This is a genomic window from Pseudomonas sp. IT-P395 (genome assembly GCF_949767675.1).
GTDB lineage: Bacteria > Pseudomonadota > Gammaproteobacteria > Pseudomonadales > Pseudomonadaceae > Aquipseudomonas.
The window spans coordinates 148,456-173,910 of sequence record NZ_CATKPW010000005.1 but is presented as its reverse complement, the minus strand read 5'-3'; the positions used below and the strand labels follow the sequence as shown (position 1 = coordinate 173,910).

Annotated in this window: 25 protein-coding genes and 1 pseudogene; 16 read left to right on the top strand and 10 right to left on the bottom strand. The window is 56.1% G+C overall.

The features are described from left to right. Positions 1-522: 522 nt before the first annotated feature. Positions 523-2,478, bottom strand: a complete 1,956-nt coding sequence (gene acs, locus ACM6IN_RS05160) for an acetate--CoA ligase (RefSeq protein WP_007912698.1) — start codon at positions 2,476-2,478, stop codon at positions 523-525. Between the two features lie 473 nt (positions 2,479-2,951). Here acs and ACM6IN_RS05155 point away from each other — a divergent pair, with 473 nt between their 5' ends. The 3 genes from ACM6IN_RS05155 (at position 2,952) to ACM6IN_RS05145 (ending at position 5,755) form a co-directional block, all read left to right on the top strand. Next, positions 2,952-3,212 (top strand): DUF2790 domain-containing protein, encoded by a 261-nt coding sequence (locus tag ACM6IN_RS05155; protein ID WP_007912695.1) that lies wholly within the window; start codon positions 2,952-2,954, stop codon positions 3,210-3,212. Between the two features lie 562 nt (positions 3,213-3,774). Then, a complete protein-coding gene (locus ACM6IN_RS05150; protein ID WP_047599662.1) occupies positions 3,775-5,025 on the top strand; it encodes a ribonucleotide-diphosphate reductase subunit beta in 1,251 nt (416 codons plus the stop codon). A 505-nt stretch (positions 5,026-5,530) separates the two neighbouring features. Then, entirely contained in the window at positions 5,531-5,755 is a 225-nt protein-coding gene (locus ACM6IN_RS05145; RefSeq protein WP_038369622.1) for a DUF2188 domain-containing protein, read from the top strand. 88 nt (positions 5,756-5,843) lie between these two features. Here ACM6IN_RS05145 and ACM6IN_RS05140 read toward each other — a convergent pair whose 3' ends face one another. The 3 genes from ACM6IN_RS05140 to dcm all read right to left on the bottom strand — a co-directional run bounded on the left by ACM6IN_RS05140 (position 5,844) and on the right by dcm (position 9,216). Further along, positions 5,844-6,272, bottom strand: a complete 429-nt coding sequence (locus tag ACM6IN_RS05140; RefSeq protein WP_102900863.1) for a very short patch repair endonuclease — start codon at positions 6,270-6,272, stop codon at positions 5,844-5,846. Between the two features lie 121 nt (positions 6,273-6,393). After that, positions 6,394-7,605 (bottom strand): type II restriction endonuclease, encoded by a 1,212-nt coding sequence (locus ACM6IN_RS05135; RefSeq protein WP_414915532.1) that lies wholly within the window; start codon positions 7,603-7,605, stop codon positions 6,394-6,396. Positions 7,606-7,779: 174 nt separating this feature from the next. Beyond that, positions 7,780-9,216 carry a DNA (cytosine-5-)-methyltransferase gene (gene dcm, locus ACM6IN_RS05130; RefSeq protein ID WP_414915531.1) on the bottom strand — a complete coding sequence of 479 codons (1,437 nt, stop codon included), beginning with the start codon at positions 9,214-9,216 and terminating at the stop codon, positions 7,780-7,782. Positions 9,217-9,789: 573 nt separating this feature from the next. On the opposite strand from dcm, the gene ACM6IN_RS05125 reads away from it, so the two are divergent. Beyond that, positions 9,790-10,299, top strand: a complete 510-nt coding sequence (locus ACM6IN_RS05125) for a Bro-N domain-containing protein (protein WP_414915530.1) — start codon at positions 9,790-9,792, stop codon at positions 10,297-10,299. Between the two features lie 276 nt (positions 10,300-10,575). Continuing rightward, entirely contained in the window at positions 10,576-11,547 is a 972-nt protein-coding gene (locus tag ACM6IN_RS05120; protein WP_414915529.1) for a hypothetical protein, read from the top strand. A 3-nt stretch (positions 11,548-11,550) separates the two neighbouring features. Here the strand turns inward: ACM6IN_RS05120 and ACM6IN_RS05115 are convergent, their stop codons facing one another. From ACM6IN_RS05115 to ACM6IN_RS05105, 3 genes are all read right to left on the bottom strand, one after another. Next, entirely contained in the window at positions 11,551-12,741 is a 1,191-nt protein-coding gene (locus ACM6IN_RS05115) for a hypothetical protein (RefSeq protein ID WP_123376421.1), read from the bottom strand. An 86-nt stretch (positions 12,742-12,827) separates the two neighbouring features. Then, positions 12,828-13,547 carry a DUF6933 domain-containing protein gene (locus tag ACM6IN_RS05110; protein ID WP_414893929.1) on the bottom strand — a complete coding sequence of 240 codons (720 nt, stop codon included), beginning with the start codon at positions 13,545-13,547 and terminating at the stop codon, positions 12,828-12,830. Between the two features lie 77 nt (positions 13,548-13,624). Continuing rightward, on the bottom strand, positions 13,625-14,440 hold the full coding sequence (locus tag ACM6IN_RS05105) for a sulfite exporter TauE/SafE family protein (RefSeq protein WP_414915528.1): 816 nt from the start codon (positions 14,438-14,440) through the stop codon (positions 13,625-13,627). 112 nt (positions 14,441-14,552) lie between these two features. Here ACM6IN_RS05105 and ACM6IN_RS05100 point away from each other — a divergent pair, with 112 nt between their 5' ends. Further along, on the top strand, positions 14,553-15,320 hold the full coding sequence (locus ACM6IN_RS05100) for an AraC family transcriptional regulator (protein WP_095112225.1): 768 nt from the start codon (positions 14,553-14,555) through the stop codon (positions 15,318-15,320). Between the two features lie 93 nt (positions 15,321-15,413). Continuing rightward, positions 15,414-15,731: a hypothetical protein gene (locus tag ACM6IN_RS05095; RefSeq protein ID WP_007912671.1), complete on the top strand. Its 318-nt coding sequence runs from the start codon at positions 15,414-15,416 to the stop codon at positions 15,729-15,731. A 36-nt stretch (positions 15,732-15,767) separates the two neighbouring features. Here ACM6IN_RS05095 and ACM6IN_RS05090 read toward each other — a convergent pair whose 3' ends face one another. Further along, positions 15,768-16,823, bottom strand: coding sequence for an MBL fold metallo-hydrolase (locus ACM6IN_RS05090; protein WP_123376425.1), 1,056 nt, complete (start codon positions 16,821-16,823; stop codon positions 15,768-15,770). Positions 16,824-17,038: 215 nt separating this feature from the next. Between ACM6IN_RS05090 and ACM6IN_RS05085 the strand changes: the two genes are divergently transcribed. From ACM6IN_RS05085 to ACM6IN_RS05065, 5 genes and pseudogenes are all read left to right on the top strand, one after another. Further along, entirely contained in the window at positions 17,039-17,647 is a 609-nt protein-coding gene (locus tag ACM6IN_RS05085; protein ID WP_007912664.1) for a TetR/AcrR family transcriptional regulator, read from the top strand. 156 nt (positions 17,648-17,803) lie between these two features. Then, positions 17,804-18,871: a diguanylate cyclase gene (locus tag ACM6IN_RS05080; protein WP_414915543.1), complete on the top strand. Its 1,068-nt coding sequence runs from the start codon at positions 17,804-17,806 to the stop codon at positions 18,869-18,871. Between the two features lie 190 nt (positions 18,872-19,061). Then, positions 19,062-19,835: pseudogene (locus tag ACM6IN_RS05075) on the top strand (PAS domain-containing protein); the annotation flags it as partial. Between the two features lie 51 nt (positions 19,836-19,886). Continuing rightward, complete coding sequence (locus ACM6IN_RS05070) at positions 19,887-20,381, top strand: methyl-accepting chemotaxis protein (RefSeq protein ID WP_414915542.1); 495 nt, start codon at positions 19,887-19,889, stop codon at positions 20,379-20,381. Positions 20,382-20,551: 170 nt separating this feature from the next. Next, on the top strand, positions 20,552-21,085 hold the full coding sequence (locus ACM6IN_RS05065; RefSeq protein WP_414915527.1) for a DUF1003 domain-containing protein: 534 nt from the start codon (positions 20,552-20,554) through the stop codon (positions 21,083-21,085). On the opposite strand, the gene ACM6IN_RS05060 is transcribed toward ACM6IN_RS05065, so the two are convergent. Further along, the gene (locus ACM6IN_RS05060; RefSeq protein WP_095112231.1) at positions 21,086-22,027 is read right to left on the bottom strand and encodes a LysR family transcriptional regulator; all 942 of its coding nucleotides are present in this window, start codon (positions 22,025-22,027) and stop codon (positions 21,086-21,088) included. A gap of 15 nt (positions 22,028-22,042) precedes the next feature. Here ACM6IN_RS05060 and ACM6IN_RS05055 point away from each other — a divergent pair, with 15 nt between their 5' ends. Then, complete coding sequence (locus ACM6IN_RS05055) at positions 22,043-22,747, top strand: CTP synthase (RefSeq protein WP_414915526.1); 705 nt, start codon at positions 22,043-22,045, stop codon at positions 22,745-22,747. Next, positions 22,747-23,052 carry an antibiotic biosynthesis monooxygenase family protein gene (locus tag ACM6IN_RS05050; protein WP_414915525.1) on the top strand — a complete coding sequence of 102 codons (306 nt, stop codon included), beginning with the start codon at positions 22,747-22,749 and terminating at the stop codon, positions 23,050-23,052. The genes ACM6IN_RS05055 and ACM6IN_RS05050 overlap by 1 nt, the downstream gene beginning before the upstream one ends. 132 nt (positions 23,053-23,184) lie before the next feature. On the opposite strand, the gene ACM6IN_RS05045 is transcribed toward ACM6IN_RS05050, so the two are convergent. Continuing rightward, positions 23,185-23,517: a DUF2025 family protein gene (locus ACM6IN_RS05045; protein ID WP_414915524.1), complete on the bottom strand. Its 333-nt coding sequence runs from the start codon at positions 23,515-23,517 to the stop codon at positions 23,185-23,187. Between the two features lie 221 nt (positions 23,518-23,738). Here ACM6IN_RS05045 and ACM6IN_RS05040 point away from each other — a divergent pair, with 221 nt between their 5' ends. Both ACM6IN_RS05040 and ACM6IN_RS05035 read left to right on the top strand, forming a co-directional pair. Continuing rightward, the gene (locus tag ACM6IN_RS05040) at positions 23,739-24,866 is read left to right on the top strand and encodes a glycerophosphodiester phosphodiesterase (protein ID WP_414915523.1); all 1,128 of its coding nucleotides are present in this window, start codon (positions 23,739-23,741) and stop codon (positions 24,864-24,866) included. 162 nt (positions 24,867-25,028) lie between these two features. Beyond that, a complete protein-coding gene (locus tag ACM6IN_RS05035) occupies positions 25,029-25,334 on the top strand; it encodes a PepSY domain-containing protein (RefSeq protein ID WP_007917758.1) in 306 nt (101 codons plus the stop codon). Positions 25,335-25,455: the final 121 nt, after the last annotated feature.

Genomic DNA, 25,455 nt, shown 5'->3' with positions numbered 1-25,455 from the left:
TCTTACGGCGCAGATCGATAATTATTGGTCGGGTGTTCTTGTGTTCCGACAATGGACTACACAGTTGCCTGACAGATTGCTATCGCTGGCAAGCCAGCTCCCACAGGGATATGCGGCGAAGCTGAAATTTCCGACACACCACAAACTCTGTGGGAGCTGGCTTGCCAGCGATTAGGCCAGAGCAGCCACCCCCAATATGCGCCGGAACCAAAATCTCCAACACACCACAAAACCTGTGGGAGCTGGCTTGCCAGCGATTAGGCCAGAGCAGCCACCCCCAATATGCGCTGAAACCAAAATTTCCAACACACCACAAAACCTGTGGGAGCTGGCTTGCCAGCGATTAGGCCAGAGCAGCCACCCCCAATATGCGCTGAAACCAAAATCTCCAACACACCACAAAACCTGTGGGAGCTGGCTTGCCAGCGATTAGGCCAGTCCTACCATCACAAAACCTGCAGACACAAAAAAGCCCTGTCCGGCCTACACCGAACAGGGCTTTTCAGCACATCAATCTACTACTTAAGCAACATTCATGGTCTTGTGCGTATCAATCAAATGCTGCACCACACCCGGATCTGCCAAGGTCGAGATATCCCCCAACCCGTCATATTCCGCCGTGGCAATCTTGCGCAGAATCCGGCGCATGATCTTGCCCGAACGCGTCTTCGGCAGCCCCGGCGCCCACTGAATCACATCCGGCGAAGCAATCGGCCCAATCTCCTTGCGCACCCAGTTCTTCAGTTCCAGACGCAGTTGCTCGGTCGGCTCTTCGCCATTCTTCAACGTGACATAGACATAGATGCCCTGCCCCTTGATGTCATGCGGCACACCGACCACCGCTGCTTCAGCGACTTTCGGATGCGCAACCATCGCGCTCTCGATCTCCGCCGTGCCCATACGGTGACCGGACACATTGAGCACGTCATCGACACGCCCGGTGATCCAGTAGTAACCGTCGGCATCACGACGCGCACCGTCACCGGTGAAGTACATGCCACGGAAGGTCTTGAAGTAGGTATCAACGAAACGATCGTGATCGCCGTACAGCGTGCGCGCCTGACCTGGCCACGAATCGAGAATCACCAGATTGCCTTCAGCCTCACCCTCGATAATGTTACCGAGGTTGTCGACCAGCGCCGGCACCACACCAAAGAACGGACGCGCTGCCGAACCCGGCTTCAGCGCGTGCGCACCCGGCAGCGGGCTCATCATGTTGCCGCCGGTTTCGGTCTGCCACCAGGTATCGACGATCGGGCAACGCGACTTGCCGACATTCTTGTAGTACCAGTCCCAAGCTTCCGGGTTGATCGGCTCACCGACCGAACCGAGCAGACGCAGGCTGCTGCCATCAGCGCCCTCAACCGCTGCCTGACCCGAGGCCATCATCGCGCGAATCGCGGTCGGTGCGGTGTAGAGGATGTTGACCTTGTGCTTGTCGACGATCTTCGCCACCCGGGTGATGTCCGGATAGTTCGGCACGCCTTCGAACAACAGCGTAGTCGCGCCATTGGCCAGCGGGCCGTAGACGATGTAGCTGTGGCCGGTGACCCAGCCGACGTCGGCGGTGCACCAGTAGACTTCGCCCGGACGGTAGTCGAACACGCGCTCATGGGTCATCGCCGCGTACAGCAGATAACCGCCAGTGGTGTGTTGCACGCCCTTCGGCTTGCCGGTCGAACCGGAGGTATAAAGGATGAACAGCGCTTCTTCGGCGCCCATCTCTTTCGGCGCGCAAACAGTGCCCGCCACTTTCATCAGGTCTTCGTACCAGATGTCGCGATGCTGGTTCCACTTGATGTCGCCACCGGTGCGCTTGCACACGATGACTTTCTGGATGCTGCTGGTTTCCGGGTTGGTCAGCGCGTCGTCGACGTTGGCTTTCAGGGAAATCTTCTTGCCGGCGCGGATGCCTTCGTCAGCGGTGATCACCACTTTCGATTTGCAGTCGATGATGCGACCGGCCAAGGCTTCCGGCGAGAAACCGCCGAACACCACCGAGTGAATCGCGCCGATCCGGGTGCAGGCCAGCATGGCGACCACGGCTTCGGGAATCATCGGCATATAAATGGTCACCACGTCGCCGCGGTGCACGTCCTGACCACGCAGGGCGTTGGCCAGTTTGCAGACTTGTTCGTGCAGTTCGCGGTAGGTGATGTTGCGGCTTTCGGAAGGATCGTCGCCTTCCCAGATGATCGCGACTTGATCGCCGCGCTCGGCCAGGTGACGGTCGAGGCAGTTGTAGGAAACGTTCAGGGTGCCATCGGCAAACCACTTGATGTCGACATGGTGATCGTCGAACGACGTCTGCTTCACCGTGGTGAAAGGCTTGATCCAGTCGAGACGCTTGGCTTGCTCGCGCCAGAAGCCGTCAGGGTTGACGACCGACTGCTGGTACATGGCTTTGTAGGTCGCCTCGTCAGTCAGCGTGTTAGCCAGAACCTCGGGACGAACGGGATACAGAGAAGCCGCACTCATCTTTCCTACCTCGGTGTAATAGTTGTTTTTGTATGACCCTGTTGTAACGGGGCGGGGGCCATAGAACCATTCGACGATGGTAGTAACAAGCCCCTACAAATCCTCCACCTACCCCGTTTGCAAGCCAGACACCAACCTCTAAAACACCCCCAAACCCTGTGGGAGCTGGCTTGCCAGCGATTCAGACAACTCGGTCCCGCAGACAAAACACCCGGTTACCAATCCAGCCTCTACCCCATCTCAAGGGATTGTTACCAAATCTGCCAAAGGTGTTTATCAAAACCCGCTCTGTTTACCCCCGCCCCATCTCCCTAAAATTCACCTCGCCGACAAGGCAAACGCGATTAACAACGTTACAGCCCCCACGAAGGCCGTTAATCCAGCTCTCAAGTAATAACCGCAAATGATTAAGCTCCACACGCAACCCTAAAAAGGTTGCGTGACCCCACTCGACCTCAAAAAGGTAAATCCGAATGAAAGCTTTATTGGTTCTGGCCCTCAGCAGTCTGTGCGCAACCGCCATGGCAGATGAGGTTCCGACTGATGTCGCGCAGCAACAACCGGTTATCGAGGAATACACTTACTCCACGCACTTGGACATCGCCAAAGTTGTTTCCATGAGCGAAGTTCCGAATGTCTGCGAAGTGGTTCCGGCCAAAATGGAATACGACGACTCCAAAGGTCAGCGTCACATCCTGCGTTACAGCATCATGGGCAACGGCTGCACCAATTGATGATTTGAGACTGCACCGAATTGGATCTCTCAGCGCTTCATTGAGGGTCGATTCCAGCCCGACTTCGGTCGGGCTCAGTTGTGTCTGGAGTCGTTGAAAAGGGTTGCAAAACACAAGATATAGTGAAAAACGCGGTTTTTTGCTCATTTCTTGAGCAACCAAAGCCCGACGAAAAAATTAATCAAAAAAAATTCTCACCGGCCAACATCCGCGAAAGCCCTGTAAACCCTCGCTCCGACTGAAATACCCCTCCTGATCGACCGCCCTGTGCTGATTCGCCTCCCCCACGCGCGTGTTTTTTTCCCTATAATGCCGCCCTAATCGGGTCAGCAATATTCCCTTACAGGGATCAAAGCCATTCTGAAGCCCCGCAGTCGCGTTAAACGTGATCTGCGCCCGTCAGAGGCTCTCGGAAACCCGTACAAAATTCTGTTTTATTGCCTGCCTTAGCTGCTGCAAAAAACGATTCCTTAAGATCCAACGCGGTCTGTACGACCGTGTGAAAAACCAACCAATCAGGTTTCACACGGGCGACAGGCCCTCACGCAGGAGACGACACGTCATGCTGAGCTGGGACGAATTCGACAAAGAAGACAGTGAAGTAGCAGCAGTGAAAGGCGCCAACGCCGGCCACGCTACTGAAGCCAACATGGACCGCCTCGACAACGCCGGCGGCGCCGCAGCGCTGGAAGCCCGCGCCGTTACCGCCGACGACTCGGCCGCTGTCGCTCGCGCCAAGGCTGCACTGAACTCCCTCGACGTCGCCGAAGGCCTCGCCGAACTCGAAGGCGCCTCCGCCCGTGTCGCCGTTGACGAAAAGCGCATGATCAACTGCCGCGCCGACCTCAACCAACTCGTGCCATTCAAGTACGACTGGGCCTGGCAGAAGTACCTGGACGGTTGCGCAAACCACTGGATGCCGCAAGAAGTCAACATGACCGCCGACATCGCCCTCTGGAAAAACCCGGAAGGCCTGACCGACGACGAGCGCCGCATCGTCATGCGCAACCTCGGCTTCTTCTCCACCGCCGACTCCCTGGTTGCCAACAACCTGGTACTGGCCGTGTACCGCCTGATCACCAACCCGGAATGCCGCCAGTACATCCTGCGCCAGGCTTTCGAAGAAGCGATCCACACCCACGCCTACCAGTACTGCATCGAATCGCTGGCCATGGATGAAGGCGAGATCTTCAACATGTACCACGAGATCCCATCGGTCGCTAAAAAAGCCGCCTGGGGCCTGAAATACACCCGTTCGATCTCCGATCCGAAGTTCGAAACCGGCACCCCGGACACCGACAAAGAGTTGCTGCGCAACCTGATCGCCTACTACTGCGTTCTGGAAGGCATCTTCTTCTACTGCGGCTTCACCCAAATCCTCTCCATGGGCCGCCGCAATAAAATGACCGGCGTCGCCGAGCAGTTCCAATACATCCTGCGCGACGAATCCATGCACCTGAACTTCGGCATCGACGTGATCAACCAGATCAAAATCGAAAACCCACATTTGTGGGATGCTGAGATGAAGGAAGAAGCGACCCAGATGATTCTGCAGGGTACGCAGCTGGAGATCGAATACGCGCGTGACACCATGCCACGCGGGGTGTTGGGTATGAACGCGGCGATGATGGAGGACTACCTGAAGTTCATCGCTAACCGTCGTTTGTCGCAGATCGGCCTTAAAGAGGAATATCCAGGGACGACTAACCCGTTCCCTTGGATGAGCGAGATTATGGACTTGAAGAAAGAGAAGAATTTCTTTGAGACGCGCGTGATCGAATACCAAACTGGTGGTGCGTTGAGCTGGGATTGATTTCTGAGTGCGCAGCCTGAAACATCGACGAGGCTGTCAGCCCTTCGTGTTTTTTGTGAATTTGAATTAGGTCAGAGCGAAGCCGCTGTCATTTCGATTAGCGGCTTCAGTTTGATGTATCTCGCGGATAGCTGCTAACCGCTCAGCATTCAGCATTCAGCATTCAGCGCAGAAATAGCTACAAGTAGCCTCTGCGTCTGCTTTCGAGAGATTGCGGAAAAGATCAGGGGATAAAAACAAGGAACCCACAGCAACCGTTGGCGCGGATGCTGTGAGTCTTGACCGTACTGGTGAACAAAGCCCACTTGTACGGGCCGTAATCGGGGGAACCCACAATCACGAAAGCATTTGGGAAATGCGGGGCGTGATTATGGACGACCTTTGAGCGGTGTCAACGGCTGATCGTCGGAGATTGGGTTTCGTACGAAATCTTATTTTCATAGTAAATCGGCAAGCTAGGCAATTTTGCCAAAGCTCAGACATTCACATTGATAGGATTCTTATCATGTCCAAGAAAAATCAGCATGTAGTACCACATGGAGACGACTGGGCCGTGAAAGGCGCGGGCAACTCGAAGGCTACAAAAGTTGTGAACACGCAAGCAGAGGCTATTCAGCTCGCGCGCGAAATCGCAAAGAACCAAGGCAGCGAAATGTTCATTCACGGACAGAATGGGCAAATTCGAGAGCGCAACACCTACGGCGATGACCCGTTCCCACCCAAGGGCTAATCGCATCGGCTCAAGGAAGAGCCGATTTTTTTGCTACAGAATAAGCAGCTCTCTCGAACTCACCCAACGCTCTCTGCCCACCCCATCATTAAGCTGACTGATGTAAAGCAATCACGCGCAATTTCTCATACAGCCCCTCCAAAGTATCGGGGTCATTCTTAAGACAGCACTCCCAAACTATCAGAACGTGCCAGCCGGCAGATTCAAGAGCCTCAATATTGGCTAAATCTCTCTTTACATTTTTCTGAAATTTTTCCTCCCAGAATTCATGGCGTGTTTTGGGAGTAGTTGCGTAGGCGCAACCCGGATGACGATGCCAGAAGCAACCATGGACGAAAATGCAGACTTTCAGGCGGGGAAGTACAAGATCTGGCTTCCCAGGAAGGTCTTTCCGATGGATCCGATACCGATAGCCTCGCGCATGCAGGAACCTTCTGACCAACATTTCCGGGGCAGTATTCTTTCCACGAATGCCGGACATCATTCTGGAGCGAGTTGCCGAGTCAACTATGTCCATGACAACTCCACCTAGAAACCTCGTTGCTAAGCAGGGCTCAGCTATTCAGCCTATGCGTCGAGGAGAGGCGTGGGACGAGCCCGCCTAGCCCCCCTCTCGAATGCATCATTGATCAGGTGTGTCAGCGTATATCTTTGGCTTCCACAATAAAGTCATTCAGCGTCATAAGCTGCCCACGCACTTCATCCGGGTATTTCGTATGCAGTGGTTTAGGAACCACTAGTTTGACATTCTCATCCTTCATCTCTGCAAACTGATGAGGAGAAACGCCCTCCTGAAGCGTAAAAAGGTGAATCTGCTCCACTCTATTGGCTTCATTTAAAACCTGACGCCAGCGGTCTTTGCAGGTTGTCTTTACAGCCAGCATGCGCAGATTCTGCTCAGGGTACGCTGGGTCATGATAGTCAGCACATGAAGGGAAGATAAAATCGGGCCGCTTGTTACCTTCAGTTCTGCATTGGGTACTAAACTGTTCAAGTCCGAACTGCCGAAATAGATGCTCGAGATGTATCTCCAAAGATCTTCCTGATCTCGATTTCCGTCGATTGCTGACCGAATTCGCCACCTGCATAAACTCGTCAACGGAAGCGAACCCCTGCTGAACCCGGTGCAGAATATGAAGCTCTTCAATCTGGCGAAACAGTTTGTACTCGTTGTCACGCCGCTCGATGATTAGCTCGTCGGGCGTTGTTTTGCCGAAACGAAAAACCGTGGGGAGATAGGCAATAATCTCTTCGCCACTTGGGAATCTATCTTCCCAAAGTGGAGGAATCACAACATGGCTAGGCTCTTTATCTGAACCAGCAGCGAAGCCGGCAAACAACCGGTCCCCTCTGTCAAAAAGCGAACTGCCGGGAATCACTTCGCCAATCTTGCTCTCGAGGAACTCCTCCTCTTCCAATCCTTTGCAGATCCAGATATCCAAAAACTCGGAATCTCGGCCCAAATGAGGCACATGAAAAGCAAAAATCGCTAACGCACCAGTATTCTCAGGATCTTGGGCAGGACTGTTTCTAAAATCTGTATTCCATCTCGTCAAACGATGTTCGTTGCGTGACCCAGGGCCTTCGAAATGACGGTTGTTGTAGTAGATGCCCCTCAGCGTTTGCTCGGGAAGACCATGTGACGTGATTTGTGCAGTCAGGCTGCAATCGGGATTCTGACAACAGGTGCTTGAAATGGACGGTAGCGCTGTCGCTACAACAGCCTTGGGTACATAAATACCTACGCCGTTACCCCCCGTAAGGCCTGTGTCGTTGGCTGAAAGCCGCTTTATGAATATCCACCATTCATCTTGATTCTTGTCTTCAATCCATTGGGAAAAGCTTGTCATGGGTAAGGCCGCTGAACAATTGAGGAGTCGAAAGGAAAGTATTTCAGACAGATTCGCAGAATTGCCTTTCTGAGAGAAGCCTCAAGCGGAGGGATAATGTGATGTCGCAAAGCCCTGCAGTTGGTGTGAGGTCTTTGCGAATCAATTCATCGAGAGCGAAGGCGGTTCGCCTGATTACTCTGGAAGAGCAAACTCGAGCTGCGGACGCTCCTTGTCAGCAGTCTTTTCCTTCGCCGCCAAAATGCGGTCCTTCATCAGCCGAGCCACAGCCTCAAAAACAGGAACCGCCACGGAGTTACCAAACTGGCGATACGCTTGGGTATCGGACACTGGAATCACAAACTTGCTTTCCCCAGGCTTGTCAAAACCCATCAGGCGCGAGCATTCATGCGGAGTCAATCGACGCGGACGATTGAGCTGATTCAACTCACTGTTGAAGTCCAGCGTTTCAACAAAGCCACGGTCAACCAGAATTTCCGACCCGTCTTTGTGATATCTGGCGGAGAGGGTGCGAGCAACGTCGTTAGGACGGGTCAAGCCAAAACCAAAGCCGTTACCCTTCTCACGATGCTTAGCGGCGTAGCGGTAGAGGTAATCCCAAAGCTTCGGAGTAAGGATGTATTTCTCGTCCACTTCCTTATCAAGCAGATCACCGAAACTAGGTCGCTGCTTCGGTATGAGTTTGCTGATTTCACTCAGTGTGAATCCTTGGTGAACATTGAGATCACGCCGGAAACCGACCAGAACGATTCGCTCACGATGTTGCGGCACAAAGTGTCTGGCATCGATGACCTTCGGATCTGATCCCTTTGGCGCATTTACATCTGCAACCTCGTAGCCCAGTTCATCCAACGCTTCGCAGATGATCCGGAACGTATTGCCCTTGTCATGGCTTTTCAGGTTTTTCACGTTTTCCAGCAAGAATGCGGCCGGGCGTTTCGCGGCGATAATCCGCGCCACGTCGAAAAACAGAGTGCCTTGGGTCTCGCACTCGAAACCGTGCTTACGACCCAAGGAGTTCTTCTTGGACACACCTGCAAGAGAAAACGGCTGGCAGGGGAAACCAGCCAACAGGACATCGTGATCAGGAATTTCGCGATCAATGTTCTTGTAGGCTTCCTCGTCACTGATTTCGGGCTTGTCTGAAAGCGTGACAGAGCGGATATCGAGATTGAAGCGATGACGAGCTGGATCGCAGTAGTGGTTCGCCTTGTACGTTTTAACGGCGTACTTGTTCCACTCGGATGTGAACAAGCACTCACCACCGATGGCTTCAAACCCTTTCCTGATACCGCCAATGCCGGCAAAAAGATCGATAAAGGTGAATGAAGGTTTATGGTTCAAGCGCTTGGGCAGCAGATCCTTCAGACGAGTAAATTCAATGTGAGAGAGCTTCGGCGAGGCCTTTCCCTTGATCCAGCGATTGATGGTTTCACGGCACCAATGACTCGGACTTACATCGTTGAGAATTTCGGCCAATTGCCCTTGGTCGTAGATCTCCAACAGCTTGTGCAGTAGCGCCAGGTCAGTTACGGGATGGGTATCAGGCTCGTACGAACCCGAGGTTGCTTCGCTCAAGGATTCAAAAGACGGTGTTTCAAAAAGATTCATGAGCCCGAAATTCCTCTGGGTCAAAGCTGTGACGAATGGTCACCATTCTAGCCCGCAAAACTTCAAAGTAAATGAAATTTCCTGGATTCCGTGAGATGGGTAGTGGCGACACGGATATGGGTGCTGGGGGATTCAATGGCGATCAAATACTGGATGTATACACAGCATAATTTACTCTGCGTCTTTGTCCAGGTTTCCTTTCGCCTCGGGAACGGTAGGAAAAGTCGCTGGTTGACGACCACCCCTGATGCCCCTACCCTCAGCTCCGAGCCTAAGAAACTCTACAAACCAGAGCGGTTCTCCGCACCCGACAGTCATGCGGCTTTTTTTCGTCTGCGGTTTCTCTACGCCTGCGAAAAATCCCGTTATGTCGGGAGTGGGCGAATACAAGACCCGAAAGGGGAATATGTCCGGCCCGTCTCTGGTGGGTTTCTTAGCTCCCGACACCCTAACGAATGCCCTAAGAAAGCAGCCAGAGGTAAATGGAAATGCCTGAATATCAAACCTTCATGATGAAGGTGAATCGCTGTACCCGTACAACGCCCTCGTCGCTTCCGACCCCGGAGGCTCGCCATGTCTGAGCCACTTTTACCGACTCGATTTACTCGCAACAAAACGCACCTGCATGCCGTTCTGGTTGAGAACCAGGTGTGGTTCTGCGTCCATGATCTAGGGCGGTTGATGGGTAAACATCTTGATGAGCGCCAGCTGCGCAAACTCGATGCTGATCAGCGTCAGTTGATGTGCGTGGAGCTTTTCGGCGAAACGGAAGAACAGTGGATGGTAAGTGAGTCCGGCGTGTATGCCTTACTGATTTATCACTACTGCCCTGAGTACCGACAGCTTCGTGAGTGGGTGACGCTTCAGGTTGTGCCAACGCTGCGTGATGCTCGTCCGACACGTTCTGTCGAGCGGCCGACGCTGAGTGTTTTGAGTTGGCCACAGATGTCGCTGAGTACGTTGCACTGGCAGGATGAGCCGTGGATTCGGTTGCGGGATATGCCTTGTTTGTTGGCGAATGATCCGTTTAATCGTCATGAGTCCTGGTGGCGTAAGGCTTCGCGATTGTTGGGTGGAAGCTGATGTTTTCAGAATCCGCTGTTTGAATTTTCAAGCAGCGGATTTTTTGTGGCCAAAAGTCCTTGGGGCAGCTCCGCTGCCCATCGGGGATAAATCCCCTCACCACAATTGAAACGTGTTGCTGCCGGGCGGGTGTCTGGATTCGACATTGTGTCGATGCCGAGAATCGCCAGCAGGCTGGCTCTCACAAATCCCGCATCATATTGAAAACAATCAGTGCAACCCGCGCCGCCTCCCGCTATTAATACCCATCCCCCACTCAAGGATCCGAGCCCCACCATGAAATTCGATCTCGCCTACTGCCTCAGCCTCGACGACAAGTTGTCGATCTATGATGTTCGCGATCTCAATTTCGATGAGACGGTGGCGTTTGACTCGGCGAAGGAACACTTCCAGTGCCCCAACGATGCCTGTCGTTCGGCGTTCGAGGCGTCCAACGAGCTGGGCACGTTCAACGCCAAGAACGTGAATTACGTGCGCACGCCGCATTTCAAGAATCTGCCCACGACGCAGCATGTGGCGAGTTGTCCGTATGTGAGTTTGAAGGCTTCAGCGTCTGGCATTGAGACGGCGGATGGTGAGGTGGATGACGGTCGTGAGGAACACTTCCCATCCGAGTTGTTGCTGACGCGGCGTGAGTATGTGCGCAAGCCTGTCGCGCCAGCGGGGGCGGCGGATGTATTGCGCGATGATCCGGTGCGGGCGGCGGCGGACAGTGGTAAAGAGTCGGCGCCGGACAAGACCAGTGTGTTTGCGCATCCGGTGGAGTGTTTTGTGTCGAACTTCGCGGACAAGGAGTTGCTCAAGCGGATGCCGTTGAAGGTCGGCGAGCATTCGGCGCCGTACAGTTCGTTCTTCAAGAAGATTGAGTATCTGACGGACAACAAGGGGCTGATTTACTGGGGGCGGATCAAGAAGATCGAGGACTTCCACAGTGCCAGTTTTCGTATCGATTTCGAGGACAAGGTCTGGTTCAAGAAGCCCGAAGACAGCAAGAAGAAGCCTTATCCGGTCAGTGTTTATCTGAACAAGAAGCTGATCGACAACTACCGCAAGCGCAAGGCGTTTCTGGAGGAGATCAAGCACGCGGTGGATAGCGACAAGGCGTTGTTCTGTTTCTTCTATGGGGTGACGCCGGAGTTGAAGCAGGTGCCCGGCAAGAAGAACCCCGAAAAGCCTTTCGAGGTCTTCAATGCCAATATCGAGAACCTGGATCACTTCATTATTCGTGAAGCGCCGGGTCTGGAGTGACGATTAGCCTTGGGGCAGCTGCAGGTTAACGGCGCCGGGGTGTTGTTTGACGAGGGAGTACGGCAGGATCGACCAGTCGGGTCTATCGCAGGAGCGTTGCACGCGAGCGAAGTAGGCGCCGAGGTACAAGCCCTTCTCGGTGAAGTACCAAGGTGAAGTGCCCCAGATGCTCTCATCCTGGAAGTTGCAGTCGTCATCTCCCGTCGGTTTCTTCATTTCTGTGGGGTACAGGGCGGTGAATTGCTTGATCACCCAAGGTACCAACTCTTTGCTTACGTACTGATAGCGCGCGTTACTTTCGGCCTCGCTCAGCGGTTTGTCGCCTAGGCTGTCGCGCTCGGCATGCAAAATCGGCGTGCCCTTACCTACCCAAAAGACATCTTCGAGTGACAATGGGTGACCGGTTTTTACATCAATGTTGAGGGGTGAATCGCCGAAGTCGGGATGCGCGCCGCCGCAGTAATAGCTGGTCGAGATGTTCAGGCTGACCACGGCAGGCGAGATCATTTTCGGTTCTGCCTGCTGCATGAACTCCACGTTCTCCCCGCCCTGTAATTGGCAGCCGTGATAGCTGATGACTTCATTCCAGAGGCGCCCGAGCAACTGCTGGTTAACCCGTTGCTGATCATCTTTCGACAATCCGGACTCCACGCTGAACAGCGAAATCTTTGTCTCAGGTTCCGTCCACCACTGCAGGTCATAGCCCATGAAGTTTTCTTTCTTCGCCGGTTTGAGCTTGAGTCCCTGCAGGCGCAAATACTCGTAAGGCTCGCCGTATGGCAGTGCGGCAATGAACGGCAGAGTTGCTGAGGTGGGCGCGGGAAGTCTGGCCTCGGTGAGTTTCACCGGCAGCTTTTTGCCCTGCGGACTTTGCCATTCACCCTGCCAGCCGCTGCGGGTTTCTTCCAGCTTCAAGGTCGGCAGCGGCTTGTCGTCACCGTAGCGGTTATTGCCTTCGACGAGGCTCAGCGTGCTGTCCTGCAGCGAACCGCTGAGTGCCAGGTCGCGGTGATATTTCTCGTAGAAATAGCGGCCGGTGACTTCGTCCTGCTGTGTGGTGTTGAGTTCAACAACAATCGCCGTCTTGCCCAATGTGCCGGTAAATACGCGCCGGCCATCTTCAGCATGGGCAGTGGAAATCAGTGTGAACAGCGCCGCGGCATATGGCGCCAGGCGCATCAGTCCCTTGAGCATGAATCAATCCTTGAAGGAGTCGGTGGTCGCGTCGGCACACAGGCGCCGGCGCTGAAAAATACGCTGCGGATTATGGCGGGGACGGTTTAACTATTCGAGTTTTCTTGCTCGTACTTTTTAAGCCAGGCTTCGTGCTCAAGGGCCGCAATTTCCCGAGCCATCTGTTGGCGACGTTCCTTGGCAGCATGAAGCTGGACGTCATCGAGAAAGCAGTAGTGACGCAGCCAGTGAAGCGCCATTTCCTCATCCGGAAAGTAGTAAGACTTGGCGCCCTTGCTGTTCCTGGGGGTGTCATTCATTTGCTCGTCAAAAACCATCGCAGTGATTTCATCCGGCGGCAAAGATCCCGTATGGGCGACCTTGTCCTGAAACATCCATGCAATCTCATCAATGTGTTTTTGCGCGCTGCGATGACTACGTCGATAGAACCGTTGATGCTCACAAGTCTGTTTCAGCCGCGCCAACATCAACTCAGGGTTAAGCCACTGCCCGAGGTCATGATGATGTGCGTTGATCACTATCCCCTTGACCCAACGATCCACGAATCGATCAACAAAGTCTTCTGTGTCAGCCTTTTTCGCATCAGCGAAAATCAGGCAATAGCGGGTTTGAACGTGAATGACCAGCAACACATGCTTGCGTTGTACCGTTATCGCGTGCACCAGCCACTGCTCGTCAGCGCCGTTCGACTCATCATCTTCAATGATTGGGGACGGCGGTTTAGCATCCACCGGCGTGATCTTTTTGCCCTTGTGGACACGGCTGAAGAATTTGCTGGCGGCTTCGGTGCAATTGAAGATCAACATCCGGGTTCTCTCGTAGTTGCTGGAGGACGGCGCTCAATTACCGATTTTGATTTCTTCCGCTGTAGCCTGGCAATGGTTCATTTAAGCGAAATGCACAGCAGCACAATAATCAGCAACCCGATATAGACCCAGGCATGCACCCGATCCGGGATCCGCCCAATCCATGGCGCGGCCAATCGAATCCCGATGAGCGAGCCAACCGTCAACAGCGCAAACGCCAGCAAATCCACATACCCGACAAACCACGCCCCCAACTCAGCCTGACTGAACCCGGCTAACGCCATGTACGTCAGCGTCCCGGCCAACGCCACCGGCACGCTCAACGGATTGGCCATGGACGTCGCTTGCGACATGCTCAGTCCACAGCGGCGCAACAACGGCACGGTCATGACGCTGCCTCCTACACCGAGAAACGTCGCGATGGCGCCGATGCCTACACCACCTGCGGAAGTTTCCGTAGCGCCAAGTCGGCGTGGGATGACGTCTGCGTTCTGAGTGAGAAAGCCGCGTCGCAGCAGGCAATCGACAATGGTCACGCCGAGGTAGCCGATGAACGCGTAGCGAATCACTTCGCCGCTGACCCAAACCGCCGCTATTGCGCCAACGACCGCACCCACTCCGATAAACCCACCCAACGGCCACAGGTAATGACGGATCAGGTTGCCGGCGCGGCGATGTTTGTCGGTGGCGATCAGGGCGTTGACGATCATCACGCAGGTCGAGGTGGCGACAGCGATGTGCATTGCCGATTGGCCGATCGGGTCATCGGCGCCGTGGCTGGCGGTGAGCAGACGATACAGCAGCGGCACCACGACGAAGCCGCCGCCGAAGCCGAACAGCACGGCGGTAATGCCGGTCAGGCAGCCGAAGAGGGTCAGCAATAAATAGAACATGTCGAGGCGTCCGTGTAGGGAGAGCGCTCGACGATAGAGCGGCAGCGCTTGGCCTGCTTCAGCAAGTCAGCCAATAATGTTTGCGTTTACGCCAACCACCGGGAAACGCCTGTTGCGCAATGTTTCGATCAATCTGCTGGATGAAACGCCGCGCGCGGTGGTGGCGATCGGTACGGATTATTCCCACGGTCACTTGCTGCCTTTTCATACGCATCGACGGGCGCAGTTGCTGTACGGCGCGACTGGTGTGATGCAGGTAAGCACCCATGACGGCAACTGGGTGGTGCCGCCGCAGCGGGCGGTGTGGATTCCACCGGGGGTGGCGCATGAGGTGTTGATGCTTGGGGTCAGCACTCGCAGCTTGTACATCGAACCCGGTGCGGTGGATTTGGGGGAGCGCTGCCAGGTGATCAGTGTGTCGCCGTTGATGCGGCATTTGTTGATGGAGGCGGTGGAAGTGCCGCTGACCTATGACTTGGGTGGCCGCGACGGTGTGTTGATTGATCTGTTGCTGCATGAATTGACGCGCAGTGCGCCGCTACCGTTGCACATTCCGCTGCCGACTGACGGAAAGCTCCTCTCTCTGTGTCAGAACTTTCTGCATCAGCCGTACGCCCACCAATCGCCACAGCATTGGGCTGACCAATTACACATAAGCTTGCGTACCTTCAACAGACTGTTTCGCCAACAAACCGGGCTGAGCTTCAGACAATGGCGGCAGCAGGCTTGCGTGGTCCTGGCGCTGGCGCGCTTGGCCTCGGGTGAAGCGGTGACACGCATCGCCCTGGACTTCGGTTATGAAAGCCCGGCGGCGTTCTCGACGATGTTCCGGCGGATCCTCGGGCAGGCACCGTCCGTCTGGTTGGAGGCGGCGAATTAGCGCAAATCAAAAAATGCGTTTGATCCCGGCCGAAAACAACTGTACAAAAACACAGTACATTTTCAATCAGCACTCTTGAGCCCGGAGCACACCATGGCCTCTCTTGCGATGAACCACATCCTCGAACGCATTGCCCTTTTCCAGTTCACCCCGACGCACTGCGTCCAGGCCCGAGCGATGCTGGGCTGGAGCGTGGACCAGCTATCGCGGGAGGCAGAGGTTTCGGTTGAAGACATTCAACGCTTTGAAGCGCAGCAGGATGTCGCGGATGCGGCGCGACTGGCGTTGGCTTACCGGTTCGAGGCGCAGGGGCTGGTGTTCTTTCCCGGGTTTACGCCGGGGCGTAGTGCGAGTTTTCAGGGTGCGCCATTGGAATCGGCGGGGCGTGGGGATTTTGCGATGGCTGAGTAAGACAATCGCCCCCGAAGGGGCGAACTGGGCGAGCTATCAAGCGCTTTGCACCACCGCCTCACTCTCCCCTTCAACCGTCAACCACCACGCCTCCCCGCGTTGCGGTTGAGCGATGTTAAACGCCTCGCCCATCTGCGGCGTGGTAATGGAAATACTGCGTTCCCACGCCAGTGCCAGAATCCGGTCGAACGGTTCGTGCCAGGCGTGCATCGCCAGGTCGAAGGTGCCGTTGTGGATCGGGAAGAGCCATCGGCCCTTGAGGTCGATGTGCGCTTGCAGGGTTTCTTCGGGCTGCATGTGCACATGCGGCCATTCGACGTTGTAGGCGCCGGTTTCCATCAGGGTCAGGTCGAACGGGCCGTACTGTTCGCCGATGCGTTTGAAGCCGTCGAAGTAGCCGCTGTCGCCGCTGAAGAAGATCCGGGTGTCGCCGTCGATCATCACCCAGGACGCCCACAGGGAGCTGTTGCCATCGAACAGGCCACGGCCGGAAAAGTGCTGAGACGGTGTGGCGACGAAACGGATGCCGGCAATCTCGGCGCCCTGCCACCAATCGTACTGGCGGACTTTGCTGGCATCGATGCCCCATTTGATCAGGGTGTCGCCGACGCCGAGCGGGGTCAGGAACAGGTTGGTCTTGGCGGCCAGTCTAAGCACGGCCTGGTAATCGAGGTGGTCGTAATGGTTGTGCGACAGAATCACCGCTTCGATCGGCGGCAACTGGTCGATGCTGATCGGTGGCTGATGGAAGCGTTTCGGCCCGGCCCACTGCACCGGCGATGCGCGCTCGGCGAAGACCGGGTCGGTGATGAAGAATTTGTCGCGCAGCTTCAGCAAAAGGGTCGAGTGACCGAGGCGATAGACGCTGTGATTGGGCGCTGCCAGCAGTTCTTCCCGGGTCAACGCTTGCACCGGGATCGGCGCTGCGGGCCGGGTGTTGCGCGGTTTGTGGAAAATCATGTTCCACATGATCCGCAGCATTTTGCGCACACCTTCGCGTTGCACGGGTGCGTGATTGCGAAACAGCCCCTGATGCTGCCGCGAGGCTTCAGGCGTGGATGTGTGATCCGGGATCGAAACTGGATTGGCCATGACTGAATGACTCCAGAAAAACCGCGCAATTCGCGGTTTTCCTCGGTGGGACGATAAATGGCCAAAGCTGCACGCATAGGCCGAACTGTCTGGTTTTTAGATTGCGAGGATTAACGCAACATTACACTGCTCGGTGTAGTTTCTAGGTTGCATCAAAGCGGATGACAAGTAAACTGCCAAGTGTAATTTCATCTTTTCTCTGCCGAAGCGTACTTATGACAGCTCCACAGCGCCTCACCGACCGTAAACGCGAAGCCATTATTCAGGCGGCAATTGCCGAATTCCGCGCGAACGGTTTCGAGATCACCAGCATGGACAAGATTGCTGCCACCGCCGGTGTGTCGAAGCGTACGGTGTACAACCATTTCCCCAGCAAAGAAGAGTTGTTCGCCGAAATTCTCAACCAGTTGTGGGCACGAATCAGCGCCGAGCAATCGGTGACCTACAACCGCGATCAGCCGTTGCGCGAGCAATTACGGCAGATGCTCCAGGCCAAAGTGCAGTTGATGGCTGACGAGAATTTCCTGACCCTGGCCCGGGTGGCGATTGCCGCCACCATTCACTCGCCGGAGCGCGCGCAGAACATGATCGAGCGCATGGGCGAGCGCGAGGAAGGCCTGACCGTATGGATTCGCGCCGCGCAGGCCGACGGCCGATTGAAACCGGTCGACCCGGAGTTTGCCGCCCATCAAGTACAAGGCTTGCTCAAGACCTTCGGCTTCTGGCCGCAGATGTCGATGGGCCGTGCCGCCCTCGATGTCGATATGCAGAACACCGTCGCCGAATCGGCGCTGGAGATGTTTCTGGCCTGCTATCAGCTCTAAAACGCCCTTCTCCTGCGCGAGTCACCGATTAAATGGCTCGGAAGGACACTGATTATTCCCGTTGGAATAAATGACAATGTCCGACAATCGACCGACGAACGGTTAGCCTGAGAAAATACTGCAAAGTATTTCAGGATGAATTTCGCGCAGGGCATCATGGAAAACCAACGCGGCAAAGGCTTGTCATTCGCCCGGCGCATTTACCTGCCCAGGGCCATTGGTCTGGGCGTGGGATTCTTCAGCGTCGCTGCGGCGCTGTATCCGCTGAACATACCCGGCTGGCTGTGGGCGCTGTTGTTATTCAACGGTTTCGCCTGGCCGCACTTCGCTTACCAGATCTCCACGCGCTCGGCGTTCCCGTATCAGGCTGAACGGCGCAATTTGTTATACGACTCGATGTTCGGCGGTTTCTGGGCGGCGTGCTTTCAGTTCAACCCGCTAACCACCGTGACCATCCTGTCGATGATGACCATGAACAATGTTGCCGCCGGCGGCCAACGTCTGTTCGTGTTCGGCGCCCTCGCGCAACTCGCCGGTGTTCTGCTGGGCTGGGCGATTTTCGGCGTCAAATTCAGTCTGACGATGACGCAGCCTCAGGTCTGGGCCTGCCTGCCGATGCTCACCCTGTATCCGTTGGCGCTGGGCATGGTCTGTTATCGCCTGGCGATCAAACTCTCCCAACACAAACGCGCACTGAGCGCCCTAAGCCGTACTGACAGCCTCACCGGCCTGCTCAACCACGGGGCCTGGAAAGACCTGCTGCACCTGAAATTCAAACAGTGCCGCCAACACAGCTCCCAAGCCACGCTGGCATTGATCGACATCGACCATTTCAAGGAGATCAATGACAGCTTCGGGCACATCGTCGGCGATGAGGTGCTGCGGCAATTGAGTAAAGAGCTCAAGCGCCTGCTGGATCAGTACGAATTGGCCGGGCGCTACGGCGGTGACGAGTTCTGCGTAATCCTGCCGACCCTGCCACTGCACAAGGCCGAGGCGCTGATGGAGCAATTGCGCGAGGCATTGCAGCAGTATCGTCATCCGCACGTGCCAGAGTTGCGAGTGGGCCTGAGTATCGGTTTGGCGCGCTATCAATCCTTGTACAAGGATCCACTGGACTGGCTGGACGATGCCGACAAAGCGCTCTACACCGCTAAACACACGGGTCGCAACACCATTAGCGTGGCCTTGAGCCGTGCCGCGACAGACAACGCCAGCGCCTAAAAAGTTATACAAACTTACAAATAATTACTTCCTTGTACAACTTTATGAAGTTTTGTATAAGTAGCCATCTGCCAGCTATGGAATGCTGGCATTGAGCAGTCATCGCCGAATGCCGTCCGCGCATTCGGTCTGCCGGCGCGGAAATAGGGACTGAATCCTCAATCTTCCCCACTTCCAGAGTACTGCGAACATGTTCTTCAATCGCCACAAAGCCGTCGTCGACGATCTTCAGCGCACCCTCACCGAACAAGCCGGCCTGCTCGATGCGATCAATCGCTCGATGGCGGTGATCGAGTTCGACCTCGATGGCGTGGTGTTGCGTGCCAATGACAACTTTCTCCAGACCATGGGTTACACCGCCGAACAAGCGATCGGCCAACCGCACCGGCGCTTTTGCACAGCAGAATTCGGGCGTAGCGCTCAATACACTGATTTGTGGTCACGCCTGAAAAACGGCCAGTTTCAGTCCGGTACATTTGAACGCGTCAACAGCAAAGGTCAGCCTATCTGGCTTGAAGCCAGCTACAACCCGATCAAGGATGCCTCGGGTCGCGTGGTGAAAGTGGTCAAGTACGCCATGGACGTGACCGCCAAGGTGCAGCAGGAAAGTGAGGCCAACGCCAAGTTGCAGGCGATTGACCGAGCAATGGCGGTCATCGAATTCAACCTCGACGGCAGCATTCTTACGGCCAATCAGAATTTTCTGACGCGCATGGGTTACACCCTCGCCGAGCTGAAAGGCAAACATCACCGTTTGTTCTGCACGCCGGAACTGGTCAACAGCAGCGCCTATGAGGATTTCTGGCGGCGCTTGAATCAGGGCGAGCTTTTCCAGGGGCAGTTCGAACGCGTGGATAAACGCGGGCAAATCGTCTGGCTCGAAGCCAATTACAACCCGGTTTATGACGCTGCCGGGCGCTTGTGCAAAGTGGTGAAATTCGCCTCCGACGTCACCGCCCGGGTCGAGCGACACGAGCAGGACGCGCGCAGTGCCAGCGCGGCGTATCACATCTCGGTGGCGACGCGAAAAGTCGCCGAGCAAGGTACGCAGGTGATCCAGCAAGCGGCCAGTGAAATGCGTGAAATCGCCGAGGACATTGCCCAATCTTCAACGTTGATTGCGCAACTGGGCGAGCGCTCTGAGCAGATCACCGCCATCGTCAACACGATCCGCGCGATTGCCGACCAGACCAATCTGCTGGCGCTCAATGCCGCCATTGAGGCCGCGCGCGCCGGTGAGCAGGGTCGCGGATTTGCCGTAGTTGCCGATGAAGTACGCCAACTGGCGGCACGTACCAGTGGCTCGACGGCGGAGATATCCACCATGATCGGTTTGATCCAGAGCGAAACTCGCCAGGCCATCAAGAGCATGGAAGGCACCCGGGGTCGCGCGGCTGAAGGGGTCGAGTTGGCGAATCAGGCGGGCACGGTCATCTTGCAGATTCGTGATGGCGCCAGTGAGGCGGTGGATGCGGTGAGCATGTTTGCCAATGAGCGGGTGCCGGGTTAAAGGGTTAAAGCTTGTGCAAGGCAGGTAGACCGCGTCGCGGGCTTAGCGAGCAAGCTCGCTCCCACAGGGAAAATGCATTCCAATGTGGGAGCGAGCCTGCTCGCGAAGAGGTCATGAGCCGCAATGCAGGACTATAGTGAGCTTCAGTCTCAAGTCCTGCCGAGTGCATCATGACCACTGAAAAACCCGCCACACCTGTTACAGCTCCCGTCGATCACCTGCGCTTCCACCGCCCCCACGCCCACCTCAACACGACTTTCGGCAACGACACCTTCGCCTTGCGCGCCGAGGCGTTTGCGCGGTTCTTCGGCACGCCAATGTTCCTCGGCGCGCAAACCCTGATTGTGCTGTTGTGGGTCTGCCTGAACGTGTTTGGCGTGACCACTTTCGACGTTTACCCGTTCATCCTGTTGAACCTCGCCTTCAGTCTGCAATCGGCCTACGCCGCGCCGCTGATTCTGCTCGCACAAACACGCCAGGCTGCGCGCGACAAGGCGCAAGCCGATGCCGACGCACTACATCGTGAAGACCTGGCACAGGCCAATACCGAGCGCCAGGCCCAAGCGGCGAAAAACACCGCGCAGTTGCTTGAGCTGCTGGAGCAGAACACCCGCCTGACCGAGATGACCAAAAACCTCACCGAACGCATCGCCAGCCTGACCAGCGAGCTGCACGATCACATGCGCCAGAATCCGCAGCGCTGATCACGGCAACCGCAACGCCCGCCCGAGCTCATCGAACAACGTCACCACCGAGCGCAACGCCCGGCAATCCGGGCGAGTCAGCAGCCATAACGCGGTGTCGTAACCGTGCAACGGCTCGCTCAATGGTTGCAAACCGTCGGTGATCAGAAAGTCCGGTAACGCCGCCACGCCGAGGCCAGCACGAACCAACTCCGTCACCGACAACATACTGTTGCAGCGATACCCCGGAGTGACGCCGGGCAAGTGCTGGCGACGCCAGGCGATGGTCGGATGATCGGGCAAAAAGTCATCCGGGGCGATCCAGTTCAGCGCGGCCAGATCCGTCGCATCGACGTTTTGCAGATAGCGCGCACTGGCGCAGACCCGGTAGGAAATCTTCGCCAGTTGCCGTCCGACCAGATGCTCCGGAGGTGTACGCGTCAGGCGCAGGGCGATGTCGGCATCGCGGCGGCTGAGGTTGGCGAAATCGTTGGAGGTGCTCAGTTCTATGGTCAGCGCTGGGTAATTGGGCATGAACTGCGCCAGCGCCGGCAGCAGCAAACCCTGCAATACCGAATCGGTGCAGGTCAGGCGCACCGTACCGCTGACCACTTCCCCGCCCTGCTCCACGCCGATACGTGCGGCTTCCAGTGCCTGTTCGGCGCGTTCGGCTTGCTCGGCCAGCGTCTGCGCGAGAGTTGTCGGTAAATAGCCGGAGCGGCTTTTTTCGAACAACTGCTGACCCAGTGCGGCTTCGAGACGACGCACGGCGCGGAATACCGTCGACACGTCGACTTTCAACAACTGCGCGGCCCGGGCCAGAGAGCCGCCGCGCACCAAGGCGAGGATCAGGGCCAGATCGGGATAGTCGAGTTGATAGTGCGTCGCTGCATTAATCACTTGGCTAAACGCCCATATTGAGTGCGTGAACGCCAATCTATAGTGAGTGCCATCAATCAACAAGCGCAGGGAACCCCCATGGAAAACAGCGCCATCCGTATCGCCCTGATTGGCGATCACGACCCGCAAGTCACCGCCCACCAAGCCATTCCCGTCGCCCTCGGTCTGGCCGCCGAACACCTCAACAGGAACGTGCAATTCGAATGGCTGCCCACCGACAGGATCCAAGCCGATACGCCGCTCGAGCGGTTCGACGGTTTCTGGTGCGTCCCCGCCAGCCCTTACAAAAGTGAAGCCGGCGCACTGCGAGCGATCCGTTTTGCCCGCGAACAACAGCGCCCTTTCCTCGGTACCTGTGGCGGTTTTCAGCATGCGGTGCTGGAGTTTTCCCGCAACGTGTTGGGTTGGGTCGATGCGGAACACGGTGAAACATCGCCCGACGCTGATCGCGCGGTACTCACGCCGTTGACCTGTTCGCTGGTCGAAGCGGTGGACAGCATTCACCTGGTGCCCGGTTCGTTGATCGCCAGTGCGTACGAAACGTCGCAAATTCGTGAGGGCTATCGCTGCCGCTTCGGTGTGAATCCGCTGTTCGAACGGCAACTGTTGAACGATCGGCTACAAGCTGTGGGTCATGATTCGTCAGGGGATTTACGCGCGATAGAACTCAAGGATCACCGGTTCTTTGTCGCGACGTTGTTTCAACCGGAACGTGCGGCGCTCAAAGGGCTGATGCCGCCGCTGGTGCACGCGTTTGTTGAAGCTTGCGCGGAGGCACGTTGATGACGGCCTGCTTTGCGGTGATTTTTACGTCGACTCGCACCGAGGGTGACAACGGCTATGCCGAGGCGGCTGAGCGCATGGATTTGTTGGTGCGCGAACAGCCGGGGTTTCTCGGGGTGGAGTCGGTTCGAGGGGCGGATGGCTTCGGGATTACGGTGTCGTATTGGCAGAGCGAAGCGGCGATTCTGGCGTGGCGGCAGAACCCTGAGCATCGGCTGATACAGGAGCGTGGGCGTCTGCAGTGGTATTCGGCGTTTCATACGCAGGTGTGCAAAGTCGAACGCGAGTATCGGTTCAGCCTGTGATGTTGGTGGTGAACTCTCCGGCCTCATCGCTGGCAAGCCAGCTCCCACAGGTTATGCGCTGTTCTGAAGATCACACCGTATTTGTGGGAGCTGGCTTGCCAGCGATGGGGCCGGTACAGCCACTAAAAAATATCAGCCGCGCACCAGACTGCGCACCGCGACAATCTCCGGCACTTCAACTTTGCTCATATAAACGCGCAACGGCTCGGTGATGTTGATCCGCTCATCGATATGCTGATCCAGCAACAACTGAATCAACTCGCGTTTAAGCGTCATGGTCTGCGCTGTCGCCGGCGCCGGCGCCCAGACGAATTCGTTCACAGGAATAATGCCGTCATCGGCCACGTCCATGCCGAACGAATCTTCGCTGAATCTGACGATGTACTGACCGGTTTTGCGGTTGAGTCCGACAAAGCCCTTGAGATCGTCGGCGGCCTGGCAGATGAGTTGGGAGGTGATGCGCATGGTAAACCTCACGAAAGTTGATCGATGGTTTACACGCAGGGCAACTGAGCGGCGCGCCCTCTGCCGGGACGTCTGCCGAGGGCAAGCGTACTGCAAACCGCGCCACAAAAGTGCAGGAAAAATCGCTTTTAATACGTTTATGTCGGTCCTGCGATAGCACCCGAGCGCTTCAGTTGTTAAAAGGTACGTCTTTGAAATTGCCCTGCGAAAGGAACTCGAACATGCTCGCCACTTTCACCAAAAGCGCCCTGGTCCTGAGCCTGCTGCTCGGCCTCGGTCAGGCGCACGCCGCCAGCCAGACTGATCCGAAAGCGATCGCTGCCACCAACGGCATCCCGCACCCGGCGGTGATCGCCCACCGTGGCGCGTCTTTCGATGCACCGGAATCCACTGCGGCGTCCTACAAACTGGCCCGCGATCTTGGCGCCGATTACCTGGAAATGGACCTGCAGCGCAGCAAGGACGGCGTGCTGTTCGCCCTGCACGACGACAACCTGCAACGCACCACTGACGTTGCGACCAAATTCCCGGATCGCAAGGACGCCTCGGCCACCGCGTTCACCATGGCCGAACTGAAAACACTCGACGCCGGCAGCTGGTTCAACACCAAGTACCCGGATCGCGCGCGCCCGACTTACGCCGGGCTGAAAATTCTGACCCTTGATGAAATCATCGACATCGCCCAAGCCAATCCGCAACACAAGCCGGGCCTGTACATCGAGACCAAAGAGCCGCAACTGTTTCCCGGGATCGAGAAAGACCTGAAAGAGAAACTGCAGGATCGCGGCTGGCTGAGCCCGGCCGGTTCGAAACTGGCGAAGAGCGCACTGGGCGTTGGTCAGGGCAAAGGCAAAGTGATTCTGCAAACATTCGAGAAAAACAGCCTCGAACTGCTGGAAAAAGAAATGCCGCAAGTGCCGAAAATCCTCCTGTTGTGGGTGGGCGAAGGCAGCATCGAGCCAAAATCGAAAGTGACGTTTGCCGAATCCGGCGAGAAAGACAAAAACGTTTTCTACGGCAAACAAGAGCCGAAGTCCGAAGCCGAATTCAAACAATGGGTGGATTACGCCAAGGCCCAAGGCGCAATCGGTACCGGCCCGTCGGCGAAGCTGACCAAGGGTGGCGATCAGAGCTATTCGGATCTGGTGCAACCGTGGATGAATAAATACACCCACGACCAGGGCATGCTAGTGCACGTCTACACCGTCGACGAGCCGGTGGACTTCGAGAAAGTCATGGCGGCCGGTGTCGACGGCATCTTCACCAACCGTGCCAGCGAACTGTTGAAGTTCTATAAACGCCCGGCGGCCGGCAGCGTTGATCAGGTACTGAAGAACAACGGCTTCTGATCTTAAATCAAGGCGCTTTCATCGCGGGCAAGCCACGCTCCCACAGGTTCTGTGCAGGTGCATGGCTTGCCCGTTTTGTTTGGCTTTGGGATTTTAAGGGTGAGTTAAGTTGCACTGGTTAATCTGAGGCCACTTAAACGAATCACCCCAAGGAACGAACCGATGAAAACTTTGACTGCCCTGTTTACCGCCGCTGCCCTGACTCTTACCGCTGGCCTGGCCCAGGCTGATGTTCGCGTTGACCAGATTCCTGAACTGGTTAAGTCGGGCAAAATCAAGTCGCTGGAGTCGATGAACGCCGAAGCGCTGAAACTGCATCCGGGTGCGACGATTACTGACACCGACCTGGATAACCACTTCAACGGTTATGAGTATGAAGTTGAATTGAAAACTGCTGATGGCAAAGAGTTCGATGTGGACTTTGATGCAACTACCGGCAAAGTGCTGAGCAACAAGCAAGACACTTGATTGAACGCACCACCAAGAGCCGCACGATTGAAAGATCGTGCGGCTTTTTTTGTGTCTGGTGTTTGGCTTGGTTGATGTGTTGCCAGTGAGATTTTCTCCCCCTCACCCCAGCCCTCCCGAA